16 protein-coding genes are annotated in these 12,267 nt (G+C 64.9%); 10 read left to right on the top strand and 6 right to left on the bottom strand.

Annotated features, from left to right (window positions below):
- Positions 1-22 precede the first annotated feature (22 nt).
- Entirely contained in the window at positions 23-1,090 is a 1,068-nt protein-coding gene (locus tag Q0094_RS13050; RefSeq protein WP_297620361.1) for an ATP-binding protein, read from the bottom strand.
- Positions 1,087-2,073, bottom strand: coding sequence for a tRNA dihydrouridine synthase DusB (dusB, locus tag Q0094_RS13045; protein WP_297620594.1), 987 nt, complete (start codon positions 2,071-2,073; stop codon positions 1,087-1,089). Before dusB ends, Q0094_RS13050 begins: the two co-directional genes overlap by 4 nt.
- Before the next feature lie 193 nt (positions 2,074-2,266).
- On the opposite strand from dusB, the gene Q0094_RS13040 reads away from it, so the two are divergent.
- The 3 genes from Q0094_RS13040 to Q0094_RS13030 are packed head-to-tail and all read left to right on the top strand — an operon-like array spanning position 2,267 to position 4,403.
- Complete coding sequence (locus Q0094_RS13040) at positions 2,267-3,436, top strand: bifunctional 2-C-methyl-D-erythritol 4-phosphate cytidylyltransferase/2-C-methyl-D-erythritol 2,4-cyclodiphosphate synthase (RefSeq protein ID WP_297620357.1); 1,170 nt, start codon at positions 2,267-2,269, stop codon at positions 3,434-3,436.
- Positions 3,433-3,927 carry a phosphatidylglycerophosphatase A gene (locus Q0094_RS13035; RefSeq protein ID WP_297620354.1) on the top strand — a complete coding sequence of 165 codons (495 nt, stop codon included), beginning with the start codon at positions 3,433-3,435 and terminating at the stop codon, positions 3,925-3,927. Before Q0094_RS13040 ends, Q0094_RS13035 begins: the two co-directional genes overlap by 4 nt.
- Entirely contained in the window at positions 3,924-4,403 is a 480-nt protein-coding gene (locus tag Q0094_RS13030) for a CinA family protein (protein WP_297620351.1), read from the top strand. Before Q0094_RS13035 ends, Q0094_RS13030 begins: the two co-directional genes overlap by 4 nt.
- Positions 4,404-4,439: 36 nt before the next feature.
- Here Q0094_RS13030 and Q0094_RS13025 read toward each other — a convergent pair whose 3' ends face one another.
- Positions 4,440-4,850 (bottom strand): DUF6314 family protein, encoded by a 411-nt coding sequence (locus Q0094_RS13025; RefSeq protein ID WP_297620348.1) that lies wholly within the window; start codon positions 4,848-4,850, stop codon positions 4,440-4,442.
- A 93-nt stretch (positions 4,851-4,943) separates the two neighbouring features.
- Here Q0094_RS13025 and purB point away from each other — a divergent pair, with 93 nt between their 5' ends.
- On the top strand, positions 4,944-6,251 hold the full coding sequence (gene purB, locus Q0094_RS13020; RefSeq protein WP_297620345.1) for an adenylosuccinate lyase: 1,308 nt from the start codon (positions 4,944-4,946) through the stop codon (positions 6,249-6,251).
- 232 nt (positions 6,252-6,483) lie between these two features.
- On the opposite strand, the gene Q0094_RS13015 is transcribed toward purB, so the two are convergent.
- Positions 6,484-6,660 carry a hypothetical protein gene (locus Q0094_RS13015; protein WP_297620342.1) on the bottom strand — a complete coding sequence of 59 codons (177 nt, stop codon included), beginning with the start codon at positions 6,658-6,660 and terminating at the stop codon, positions 6,484-6,486.
- A gap of 31 nt (positions 6,661-6,691) precedes the next feature.
- On the opposite strand from Q0094_RS13015, the gene Q0094_RS13010 reads away from it, so the two are divergent.
- Together Q0094_RS13010 and Q0094_RS13005 are read left to right on the top strand one after the other, a co-directional pair.
- Positions 6,692-7,246 carry a tetratricopeptide repeat protein gene (locus Q0094_RS13010; RefSeq protein WP_297620339.1) on the top strand — a complete coding sequence of 185 codons (555 nt, stop codon included), beginning with the start codon at positions 6,692-6,694 and terminating at the stop codon, positions 7,244-7,246.
- A gap of 128 nt (positions 7,247-7,374) precedes the next feature.
- The gene (locus Q0094_RS13005; RefSeq protein ID WP_297620336.1) at positions 7,375-8,430 is read left to right on the top strand and encodes a FliG C-terminal domain-containing protein; all 1,056 of its coding nucleotides are present in this window, start codon (positions 7,375-7,377) and stop codon (positions 8,428-8,430) included.
- 6 nt (positions 8,431-8,436) lie between these two features.
- Here the strand turns inward: Q0094_RS13005 and Q0094_RS13000 are convergent, their stop codons facing one another.
- Positions 8,437-8,913 (bottom strand): type II toxin-antitoxin system RatA family toxin, encoded by a 477-nt coding sequence (locus tag Q0094_RS13000; protein ID WP_297620333.1) that lies wholly within the window; start codon positions 8,911-8,913, stop codon positions 8,437-8,439.
- Between the two features lie 90 nt (positions 8,914-9,003).
- Between Q0094_RS13000 and hpt the strand changes: the two genes are divergently transcribed.
- The 4 genes from hpt (at position 9,004) to Q0094_RS12980 (ending at position 11,302) form a co-directional block, all read left to right on the top strand.
- Entirely contained in the window at positions 9,004-9,576 is a 573-nt protein-coding gene (hpt, locus tag Q0094_RS12995; RefSeq protein ID WP_297620330.1) for a hypoxanthine phosphoribosyltransferase, read from the top strand.
- 14 nt (positions 9,577-9,590) lie between these two features.
- Entirely contained in the window at positions 9,591-9,761 is a 171-nt protein-coding gene (locus Q0094_RS12990) for a hypothetical protein (RefSeq protein ID WP_297620327.1), read from the top strand.
- A gap of 131 nt (positions 9,762-9,892) precedes the next feature.
- A complete protein-coding gene (locus Q0094_RS12985) occupies positions 9,893-10,360 on the top strand; it encodes a cytochrome c (RefSeq protein ID WP_297620325.1) in 468 nt (155 codons plus the stop codon).
- Positions 10,361-10,444: 84 nt separating this feature from the next.
- On the top strand, positions 10,445-11,302 hold the full coding sequence (locus tag Q0094_RS12980; protein WP_297620322.1) for a cytochrome c: 858 nt from the start codon (positions 10,445-10,447) through the stop codon (positions 11,300-11,302).
- An 11-nt stretch (positions 11,303-11,313) separates the two neighbouring features.
- On the opposite strand, the gene lipA is transcribed toward Q0094_RS12980, so the two are convergent.
- On the bottom strand, positions 11,314-12,264 hold the full coding sequence (gene lipA / locus Q0094_RS12975; protein WP_297620318.1) for a lipoyl synthase: 951 nt from the start codon (positions 12,262-12,264) through the stop codon (positions 11,314-11,316).
- Positions 12,265-12,267 lie beyond the last annotated feature (3 nt).

The raw sequence follows: 12,267 nt of genomic DNA, 5'->3' as shown, positions 1-12,267 counted from the left end.
CCCATTGTGGGGGCGTCGGGGGTCATCGGGCATCTTTCGGGGCGATGGGCAGCGACAGGCGGAACACCGTGCGCCCCGGCACGGAATCAACCGCGATCCACCCGTCATGATCGGCGATGATCTTGCTGACCAAGGCCAGACCAAGACCCGTGCCGTTTTCGCGGCCCGACACGAAGGGCTCGAACAGATCCTCGGCCAGATCGGGCGGAATGCCCGGGCCATCATCGATCACTTCGATCTGCAGCGGCACGGCCGACCCCGACCCGTCGCGGCGGCGCACCTTCAGGCTCAACTCGTAAAAGGTCCGCAGCCGTATGCTGCCGCCCGCCCGCCCCGCTTCGGCGGCATTTTTCAACAGGTTCAGAAACACCTGCTGCAATTGATCGGGATCGGCCCATGTGGACGGCAGCGAAGGGTCGTAATCATCGGTGATCTGCATATGTGCCGCAAAGCCGATGGCGGCCGATCTGCGCGCGCGGTCCAGCACGTCATGGATATTGACCGCGCGCCGGTCGGGCGGGCGCACATTGCCGAATTCCTCGACCTGGCCCAGCAATTTCAGGATGCGCCGGGTTTCTTCGACGATCAGATCGGTCAGTTCCCGGTCCTCGCCCGAGGCATTCATCGCAATCAGCTGTGCGGCCCCGGTGATGCCCGCAAGCGGGTTCTTGATCTCATGGGCCAGCATTTCGGCCATGCCGATGGCCGATTTCGCGGCCGATTTCGATGACATGGCCCGGTCAAGCCGCCCGGCCAATTCGCGGTTTTCCAACAGCAGCAGGACATGGTCGGGCTTGTCGGCCAAAGGTGCAATCTGCACATCGCATGACACCGGCTTTCGGCTGCCCGTACCGACGTCGACGGCATTCAGGAACAAGGGCGCGCTGGCGTCGCGCACGCGGGAAAACGCCGCCTCCAGCGGGGCCGCGACAATGATCTTGTCCCAGACCGGATGCCCCTCAAGCGCTTTTTTCGACGCGTTCAGGAACAATTCGGCTGCCGGGTTCACGTCGAGGATCAGGTTGTCGGCATCGCAGATCACCGCCGGAATGGGCAGCGATGCCCAAAGGCTGCGCGTCACCTGGGTCATGCGGCGGCCCTTTCGCAAGGATGATCAAACGCCTCGGGCAAGAGCGCCAGAACCGCATCCGCGCTGCGCGCGGTCAGGACAGGACGGCGCAATTGGGCCGGGCTCAGCGCTGCATCCAGATACCAGCCCAGATGCTTGCGCGCGACGCGCAGACCCAGATCATGGCCATAAAAGTTTAACATCGCCTCGTAATGGGCGGCGACCAGATCGACCAGCGCCGCCCCTGTGGGCACCTTTGGTGCGGGCGCGCCATGCAGCGCCGTGGCGATTTCCGCCAAGACCCAAGGGCGCCCCTGCGCGCCGCGACCCACCATCACCCCCGCCGCCCCCGACTGCGCCAGCGCCAGGGCCGCGCTGTCGGCATCGGTGATATCGCCATTGGCGATGACGGGGATCGTCACCGCATCCACCACGCCACGGATCGCGGCCCAGTCGGCGGCGCCCGCGTAGAACTGGCACCGGGTGCGGCCATGGATGGTGATCATCTTGATGCCCGCCGCTTCGGCGCGGGCGGCGATCTGGGGCGCATTCAACAACGCCTCATCCCACCCCAGCCGGGTCTTGAGCGTGACCGGAACCTTGACCGCGCCCACCACCGCCTCGATCAGCCGCAGCGCATGATCCGGGTCGCGCATCAGCGCCGAACCGGAATAGCCATTGGTCACCTTTTTGGCGGGGCAACCCATGTTGATGTCGATGATGGCCGCGCCTTGGGCTTCGGCGATGCGGGCGGCCTCGGCCATCCAATGGGCCTCACGACCGGCGATCTGGACGGCGGTGCGGCCTGCGTCATAGCCCAATTCCGCGCGGGCGCGCACCGAAGGCTTGGCCGCCACCATTTCGGCGCTGGCCACCATTTCCGACACCACAAGGCCCGCACCAAAGCGCGCCACGACATCCCGAAACGGGCGGTCAGTGATGCCTGCCATCGGCGCCAAAAGCACCGGCGGCGCAATCGAGACATGTGCCAATTGAATCGTCAGTTGCTCAATCCCTGTGCAGCCAGGACCGAGGGCTAGGCCGCGCCATCGCAGAGTTCAAAAGAAACTCATGCAGCGGGACGCAGCAATCCCAAGCCAATCCGTGAAATTGATCAAAATTTAGGCATAGCGCAAGAAAACTGTGCAGCGATTGTGCCCCGTTGTGCGGCGCGCGTCCAGCGCCTATCACCATGCCATGACAGATGCCTGCGCCCCGCCCCGACCTTGCATCGCCGCGCTGATCGTCGCGGCCGGCCGCGGTGTGCGCGCGGGCGGCGGCCTGGCCAAGCAATGGCGGCCGGTCGCCGGAAAATCTGTGGCGCAATGGACGGTGGACGCGTTTGACCGCCACCCCGCCATCGATCGCATCGTTCTGGTGGTGGCCGCCGACAGCGACCCGGCGCATTGGCCCCACGCAAGCCGCTGTGACCTTCAGATCGTCATCGGCGCCGACACGCGGGGCGGATCGGTCATGGCCGGGCTCGACGCGCTCGAGCATCACGCCGATCTGGTGCTGATCCATGATGTGGCCCGCCCGGGCATTGCCGCCCCGGTGATCGATGCGGTCATCGCCGCGCTGGCCCACCACCAAGGGGCGGCCCCGGCCCTAGCCGTGACCGATGCGCTTTGGCGCGGGGATGGCACCGTGGCGGGCACCGTGGCGCGCGATGGGCTTTGGCGCGCGCAGACGCCACAGGGCTTTCACCTGTCCGCCATTCTGGCCGCACACCGCGCGCACAGCGGCGCGCCCGCCGATGATGTCGAAGTGGCGCGCGCGGCGGGGCTGTCGGTTGCCATCGTGCCCGGCGACGAGGCCAATCTGAAGATCACAGGCCCCGGCGATTTCGCGCGCGCGGCCCATATCCTGACAACGGAGACAGGCAAGATGGATATCCGCACCGGCAATGGCTTTGATGTGCATGCCTTCGGGCCGGGCGATCACGTGATGCTGTGCGGCGTGGCGATCCCGCATGCGCGCGGGCTTTTGGGCCACTCGGATGCCGATGTGGGCCTGCACACGGTGACCGACGCGATCTATGGCGCGCTGGCCGAGGGCGATATCGGCACGCATTTCCCCCCATCGGACCCGCAATGGAAAGGGGCGGAAAGTCATATCTTTCTGACGCATGCGGTGGATATGGCGCGTGATCGGGGGTTCATCATCACGCATGCCGATCTGACGCTGATCTGTGAGCGGCCCAAGATCGGACCGCATGCAACCGCCCTGCGCGCGCGGCTGGCCGCATTGCTGCGCATCGGCGTGGACCGCGTGTCGGTCAAGGCCACCACCACCGAACGGCTCGGCTTTACCGGCCGCGAGGAAGGCATCGCCGCGATGGCAACCGTCACGCTGGTGCGCCCATGATGCGCGCCATCGCCACGCTGGGGCCCATCGGTCATCTGCGCCCCGGCCCCGGCACATGGGGCAGCGCGGCGGCGGTCGTGCTGGCATGGGCGGTGCATGGGCTGGGCGGATTTGCGCTGTTTTTTGCGGCCACGCTGGCGGTGACGGGTCTGGGCTGGTGGGTGGTGGGCAAAGCCATCCAGACCAGCACCGACAAGGATCCGGCGGAAATCGTGATCGACGAGCTGGCCGGCCAATGGATCGCGCTTTGGCCCGTGTCATTGGGCGCGACGATGGCGGGGACCGGTTTCTGGTCGCTCTGGCCGGGCGTCGTGACGGCCTTCGTCGCGTTCCGGCTGTTCGATATCCTCAAGCCCGGCCCGGTGGGCTGGGCCGACCGGCAAGAGGGGGCATTTGGCGTGATGGCCGATGATGTGATCGCAGGCTGGCTGGCGGCGATGGTGGTGGCCGCGCTGGCGGTGATCGCGCATCTGCCGATGGTGACCCGATGACCGGCGCCGAGGTGCTTGCGGCCATGCGCCAGCGCGGCTGGCGGCTGGCGACGGCCGAAAGCTGCACGGGCGGGCTGATCGCGGCCGCGCTCACCGATCCGCCCGGTGCCTCGCATGTGTTCGACCGGGGGTTCGTGACCTATTCCAATGCCGCCAAGATCGCGCTTCTGGGGGTGCGTCCCGCCACGCTCGAGGCCCATGGCGCGGTGTCCGAAGCGGTGGCCGCCGAAATGGCGCAAGGCGCGCTGGACCGGTCGGAAGCTCAGATCGCGCTGTCGGTGACGGGCATCGCGGGGCCGGGCGGATCCGATCACAAGCCCGAGGGGCGGGTATGTTTCGGGTTGGCGCATGGCGGCCATGTGCGGACCGAAACCCGCGATTTTGGCGCAATGGGGCGCGCGGGCGTGCGCGCGGCGGCGGTACGCCATGGGCTTGCCATGATCCTGGCCGAAAGCTTTGGGCAGCCGCCGCACTGAACCGGCCGATGCGTCGCGGGCAAGATCGCCCTGCCCCTAATCGAGGCGTACAAATCGGCTTTCGATGGTCATATCCTTGCGCGGGCCCAACACGCGCCAGCTTTGGGTCCAGTCGGGCCAGCGGCCAAAATCATAGGCCACATCGTAAACATCGGGCGCACACAGGTGGCGGTCGGCCAACTGCCCCGGCCCAAGGCGATGAAACGGCCGCCCGTCTTCGAAGAAAACGACCAAGGATGCCCCCTCGTGTCGCCACAGATAGGCGCGGCTGGCCTGCAGGGGCGGAGCGCTGCCCAAGATCAGCACCCCCTCTTCGTGCTGGCGCAGGCCCGGCCCGTCGGGCCGCCAGTGACACAGCCCCGTCAGGGAACCCGTCACCCCCGCGCGATGGTCGATGATGTGCCGCGTCAGCCGCCATGCGCCATGTAGATCGGTCAATGTGATCATCTGTCGGGCCATTTGTCCGCCGGCTTGCCTTGTCGCGCCGCGTCATGCCCCCTAAGAGAGCGGCACACATGCACAAAAGGCAAGGTCGCGCCGATGATCCCTCGTTATTCCCGCCCCGAGATGGTCGCCCTTTGGGAACCCGCCACGAAATTCCGCATCTGGTTCGAGATCGAGGCCCATGCCTGTGATGCGATGGCGGATCTGGGCGTGATCCCGCGCGCCAATGCCGAAGCGGTCTGGCGCGCAAAGGATGTGGAATTCGACGTGGCCCGCATCGACGAGATCGAAGCGGTCACCAAACATGATGTGATCGCCTTTCTGACCCATCTGGCCGAAATCGTCGGCGCCGATGACGCACGCTTTGTGCATCAGGGGATGACATCGTCGGATGTTCTGGACACGACGTTCAACATCCAGCTGATGCGGGCGAGCGACATCTTGCTGGCCGATCTGGATGGGCTGCTGGCCGCGTTGAAGCGGCGCGCGCTGGAACACAAGATGACGGTGCGCATCGGGCGCAGCCATGGCATTCATGCGGAACCCGTGACCATGGGCCTGACATTTGCCCGGTTTCATGCCGAGATGGAGCGCAACCGCAACCGTCTGGAAAAGGCCCGCTGGGAGATTGCCACGGGTGCCATTTCCGGCGCGGTCGGCACATTCGCCAATATCGATCCGGCCGTCGAAGATCATGTCTGCGCCAAGCTGGGTCTGCGGCCCGAGCCGATTTCAACGCAAGTGATCCCGCGCGACCGGCATGCGATGTTTTTCGCCACGCTGGGCGTGATCGCAAGCTCGATCGAGAACATCGCGATCGAGATCCGCCACATGCAGCGCACCGAGGTGCTGGAGGCCGAGGAATTTTTTGCCAAGGGCCAGAAGGGCTCCAGCGCCATGCCCCACAAGCGCAACCCGGTCCTGACCGAAAACCTGACAGGGCTTGCGCGCATGGTGCGCGCGGCCGTGGTGCCCGCGATGGAAAACGTGGCGCTCTGGCACGAGCGCGACATCAGCCATTCCTCGGTCGAGCGGATGATCGGGCCCGATGCCACGATCACGCTGGATTTCGCGCTGGCGCGTCTGACCGGCGTGATCGACAAGCTGGTGATCTATCCCGACACCATGATCGCCAACATGAACAAGTTTCGCGGGCTGGTGCATTCGCAGCGCGTGCTGCTGGCGCTGACACAGGCGGGCGTCAGCCGCGAGGATGCGTATCGGCTGGTGCAGCGCAACGCGATGAAGGTCTGGGAACAGGGCCGCGATTTTCGCGAGGAACTGCTGGCCGACCCGGAGGTGACGGCGGCGCTGAGCCCCGCACAGATCGAGGAAAAATTCGATCTGGCCTACCATACCAAGCATGTGGATACGATCTTTGCGCGGGTGTTTGGCAGCCAGTGAATGACATATTGCCGACAGAGCGCTGTTGTGGAACGCTTTTTTGCGCCTCGTGAAATTCTGCAGACACGCATTGCCTTTGGCGGCCCCCGTGCTACCCTTTCGCCTGCAAGTAAGACGACCAGACCGCAGCTGACACAGGAGAACGCTAGATGCGTATCAAGACCCTCCTGGCCGCCTTCGTCCTGATGGCTGTGCCGGGTTTCGCCTATGCCGATTGTTCTTCAAGCAGTGCTCATGACGCGACGATGAGCTGTGCCCAGGGAACAAGCTGGGATGCCGCCTCGCAAAGCTGTGTGACAACGGCAAGCAGCTGAAGACCAAGCCGCCAGACCTGAACAGGGATCGCGCGCCAGATCGATTGGCGCGCGGTTCCGTTTCCGGGATCGGCCGCGCCGCACCGTCGCGCCATGCCCACAAAACCCTTGGCCCAAGGATGTGATATGTTGCGCGCCCCTGCTCTTGCCGCTTGCCTCAGCCTGTTGTGCGCCAGCCAGCTTGGCGCCGTGGGCATGGAGGACAACGCCCCGCCCGCCCCGACCGCCACGACATTGGAATGCCCCGACGGCACGGTCTGGGATGTCGAGCGCGCCGCCTGTGTCGAGATCAAGGAAAGCCGCCTGCCCCAGACGCCCGACGCGCTGATCACGGTCGTGCGCGAACTGGCCTATGCAAACCGGTTCGAGGATGCGCTGAACCTGCTGCACCGCGCCCCGGATCAAGGCGACACGATGGTGTTGACGTATTTTGGCTATGTCACCCGAAAAACGGGCGATATGGCCCGGGGGCTTGGGTATTATGACCGCGCCCTGACGGTTGCGCCCGACAATCTGCTGGCGCGCGCCTATCTGGGTCTTGCCTATCTTCAGACCGGGCAAACCGAGCTGGCCAAGGCGCAGTTGGCCGAAATCATGGCGCGTGGCGGGGCCGGTTCATGGTCGGAACGCGTTCTGGCACAGGCGCTGATCGATGGCGATGCCACGCGATATGATTACTGACGCCCCTTCGGATTATCGTCGAATTCGACTGGAATGCCGCGGGAATAGCCCCAAGCCGTAAGCCCGGCGTTAAGACCTGTTGCGCCAAGCTCCCCTTGGGTGAGTTTGGATCAGGGATTGGGTGAGGCATGAGCCTGCATCGGGATTGGGACGTTGTCGCGGATGACGCCATGCGGGTGGTCGAACCGCCCGCGCGGCTGAGCGCCAAACAAAAAGCGGCCGTGATCGTGCGGCTATTGCTGACGCAGAATGTCTCGCCGGGGCTGGATCGGCTGCGCCCCGAACTTCAGGCCGAGCTTGCGCGCACCATGGCGACCCTTGGCCCGATCAGCCGGTCGACACTGGCGCAAGTGGTGCAGGAATTCACCACCCGTCTTGACAGTCTGGCGCTGACCGCGCCCCACGGGCTGGCTGCGGCCCTTGCCCTGTTGGAGCCCCATATTTCGCCCATTGCCCGCGATGGATTGCGCGCCGAGGCCGAGGCGGGTGACCCCACCGACCCATGGACGCGGCTCAGCGCCATGGAGCCTGCGCGCCTGCGCCCGTTGCTGATGACCGAAAGCGCCGAGGTCGCGGCCATCTTGTTGTCCAAGATGGGTGTGGGCAAGGCCGCCACCCTGTTGGCCGATCTGCCGCAAGACCGCGCGCAGGTGATCGCGCATGCTGTTTCGCTGACGGCAACGGTGACACCGGCGATGGTGGACAGGATCGGCCACCAGCTTTTGTCACAGATGCAGACCGCCCCCGAATCCGCCTTTCGGTCGAGCCCCGTGGACCGGGTGGGCGCGATCCTCAATTCGGTGGGCAGCACTCTGCGCGAGGTGGTTCTGGGTGGGCTGGAAAGCCGCGACGCCGATTTCGCCGTCGAAGTGCGGCGCATGATCTTTACCTTTCACCACATCCCCAAACGGATCGAACCGGCCGATGTGCCGCGCATCTTGCGGCGTGTGGAACCCGACGTCATCACCCGTGCCATCGCGGCGGGCATGGAAACCGCACCGCTGACGGTGGAATTCATCCTTGCGAACATGTCCAAGCGACTGGCCGAACAACTGCGCGGCGAAGCCGAAACCATCGGCAAGATCCGCCCCGATGAGGGTGAGGCAGCCATGGCCGAGATCATCACGGCCATTCGCGCGCTGGAGGAAGAGGGAGAGTTGCGTCTGATCCCGCCCGAAGATTGAGCGCGCTCAGCCCATGGTGCCCGACACAGGTGTTGCATAAAGGGCCGCCGCCCGCGCCTCGAAGGCGCGCACGATCCGCTGCATCGCTTCGTGAAAAAACAGGCCCGCGGCGCCTTGCAAGATCTTGTTGCGAAATTCGAAATCCACCTCAAATCGCACCTCGCAGCCGGCCCCGCCATCGGCGGGTGATGCGAATTGCCACTTGGACATCATGTGCTTGAAGGGACCATCGACATATTCGGTATCGATGCGGCGGGGGCCATCCCACAGCGTCACGCGGCTCAGGAAACGTTCGCGGAACATTTTGAAGCCGATCACCAGATCGGCCAACATCACCGCATGATCGCCCTCGGGCGTGACCGAGCGCACGCGCGCCGCGCTGATCCATGGAATGAACTGCGGATACTGCGCCACATCGGCGACCAGTGCATACATCTGGTCTGGGCTATAGGGCAGCATGCGGGTTTCGGAATGGGTCGGCATCTGCGCCTTTCGTCTTTCGCCTTTGGCCTCCATGTCCTAAAACATGCGGCAGAAATCAAGCGTTTCAGGTCAACGCGCCGAGGGGGCATAATGGCACAGCTATCCGCACAACAAGGCAGCACCCCCAGCTATGAGGTCATTCAGATGATCTCGGCCAAATCCATCGCCGCCCGCATCGAGGCGCTGGCCCGCGAGATCGAGGTCGTTTTCGCAGGCACCGACAAGCTGGTGGTTGTGGGCCTTTTGCGCGGCAGCTTCGTGTTCATCGCCGATCTGGTGCGCGAGATCGATCTGCCGGTCGAGGTCGATTTTCTTGAGGCGACAAGCTATGGCAATGCCATGCAATCGAGCCGCGAGGTGCGCATCCTCAAGGATCTGCGCGGCGAGATTGCGGGGCGCGACGTTCTGGTGGTCGAGGATATCGTCGACACGGGCCACACGCTGCATCATGTGGTCAATCTTTTGAAATCAAAGGGCCCGGCCCGCATGAAGACCATCGCGCTTCTGGACAAGCCCAGCCGCCGCGAGGTGGACATTCGTGCCGATTGGACGGGCTTTGAAATTCCCGACGAATTCGTCGTGGGCTATGGCATCGATTATGCGCAGCGCAACCGCAACCTGCCGTTCATCGGCAAGGTCCGGATGCTGCAACAGCAAAGCTGATGCCACCTTTCCTGATGCGGATGCTGCTGTGGGTGCGCCATCCCCCCTCGCGCAACCAGCAGATCGCCATCGCGCTGATCTGCGGCATCGGGATCGCCTTTGCGGCGGTGGAATACCTGGCTGGCTGGCCTGACTGGCTGACCGCAGAGCGGGTGCCACGCGGCCCGCGCATCACTGCGCCCTGACAGGGGCATTCGCGCCATGGCAATGGGGGGCGTCGTGCGGATGGAAACGGACCAATTGACGCAAGCCGCCTGCGGGCTACCCTATTTTGCGTAGCGACCGACCTTTCGTGACCCTTTGGGAGCCAATCTTCATGTCATATCGTACCACGTTGATCGCCCTGTCGGCCCTTGGTGCCCTTTGCATCGGGCCCAGCCCCGCCCTTGCCCAAGACACGCCCGCCGCCGTGCAGGCGCGCAAGGGCCAGTTTCAGATCATGGCGCTCAATATCGGAGTTCTGGGCAACATGGCGCGCGGCACGACGGATTATGACGCAGCGCAGGCCAGCACGGCTGCGGCCAATCTGGTGGCCATCTCGATGCTGGATCAGTCGTTTCACTGGCCCGAAGGCACCGACAACATGACGATCGACGGCACGCGCGCCGAACCCGCGATCTGGGAAAACCTGCCCGATGTGATCACGAAATGGCAGGCCTTCGGCGCCGCCGCCACGGGGCTGTCGGCCGAGGCGGGCAATGGGCTGGACGCAATGCGCGCAGCCCTTGGGCCGGTCGGCGGCACCTGCAGCGCCTGCCACGACGTCTATCGCGCGCCGCAATAGCTCAAGGGTCCGGGGCGCGTGGTCTGGCACCCGCGCCCCGGCCGTTCAAGATCGATGCACCGCATTTTCACAGTCTTTTGCGTGATGGCTCTGATCGGATCGGTGGCCGCCTGGGCCGTTACGCGGCCCGGTGTGATCACCGATGCCGATCTGGACGGGCTGTCTGGCGACCCCATAGCGGGCGCGGCGGTCTTCTGGGCGGCTGGCTGTGCGTCGTGCCATGCCGCCACAGGGGCCACCGGCGATGCGCGGCTGACCCTGTCGGGGGGGCAGCGATTCGTCTCGGATTACGGGGTATTCGTGGCGCCCAATATCTCGATGCATCCGCAACACGGCATCGGCGGCTGGAGCGTGGCGCAATTTGTCAGCGCCTTGCAAATGGGCACCAGCCCCGCGGGGCACCATTACTACCCGGCCTTTCCCTACACCGCCTATCGGCTGGCCGAACGGCAGGATCTGGTCGATCTTTGGGCCTACTGGCAGGGGCTGCCTGCATCCGACATGCCCAGCCAACCCCATGAGCTGGGCTTTCCCTATTCGATCCGTCGCGCGGTTGGGGTGTGGAACCTGCGTTACCTGCGCGATGATTTCACCATCACCGCTGATCTGAGCGCCGAGGCCACGCGCGGCCGCTATCTGGTCGAAGCCTTGGCCCATTGCGCCGAATGCCACACGCCGCGCGATGCGCTGGGGGGGCTGGACCGCGCGGCCTGGATGGCGGGCGCGCCCAACCCGTCGGGGTCCGGCACGATCCCCCCGCTGACCCCGGACAAGCTGACTTGGTCGCAAGCCGAGATCGCGGCCTATCTCAACGACGGCTTCACGCCCGATTTCGACAGCGCGGGCGGATCGATGGTGTCGGTGATCGCCAACATGGCCATGCTGAGCGATGCCGACCGGCTTGCCATCGCCGCCTATCTCAAGGCGCTGCCGGCCCCGTGAGGGGCTGAGCGCTAGCTGCGCCCCAGTCTGGCCAGCCGTGCATCGCGAAGCCGCGCGAAATCATCGCCCGCATGGTAGGATGACCGCGTCAGCGGCGTGGCCGACACCATCAGGAAGCCCTTGCCATAGGCCGCCGTCTCATAGGCCGCGAATTCATCGGGATGGACAAAGCGGTCGATGGCGTGATGTTTCGGCGTCGGTTGCAGATATTGCCCGATGGTCAGGAAATCGACATCGGCCGCGCGCATGTCATCCATCACCTGCAAGACCGATTGGCGATCTTCGCCCAGACCCACCATGATGCCCGATTTGGTGAACATGGCGGGGTCAAGTTCCTTGACGCGCTGCAAGAGCCGCAGGGAATGGAAATAGCGCGCGCCGGGGCGCACCTCGGGGTAAAGACCGGGCACGGTTTCCAGATTGTGGTTGAACACATCGGGGCGCGCCGCAACCACGGTTTCCAGCGCCGAGGGGCCGCAGCGCAGGAAATCGGGGGTCAGGATCTCGATGGTGGTGGCGGGGGCGCGCTTGCGGATGGCGCGGATGGTCATGGCAAAATGCTCGGCCCCGCCGTCGTCCAGATCATCGCGGTCCACGCTGGTGATCACCACATGGTTCAGCCCAAGCTTGGCCACGGCATCGCCCACGCGGCCCGGTTCGAACAGATCAAGCGCCTTGGGCTTGCCGGTGGCGACATTGCAGAACGTGCAGCCGCGCGTGCAGATCTCGCCCATGATCATCATGGTAGCGTGGCCCTGGCTCCAGCATTCGCCGACATTGGGACAACCCGCTTCTTCGCAGACCGTGACAAGCTTGTTGTCGCGGATGATGGCCTTGGTGTCTTGATAGCCCGTTCCGCTGGGCGCCTTGACCCTGATCCAGTCCGGTTTCCTGGGCTGGGCGTTGTCAGGACGATGCGCCTTTTCGGGGTGGCGCTGGTCGGGGATTTTCAGATCGCGCATGGG

The organism is uncultured Roseicyclus sp., from assembly GCF_937892565.1.
GTDB lineage: Bacteria > Pseudomonadota > Alphaproteobacteria > Rhodobacterales > Rhodobacteraceae > Roseicyclus.
The sequence above is the reverse complement of the archived record's forward strand: the minus strand, read 5'-3'. Positions and strand labels throughout refer to the sequence as shown.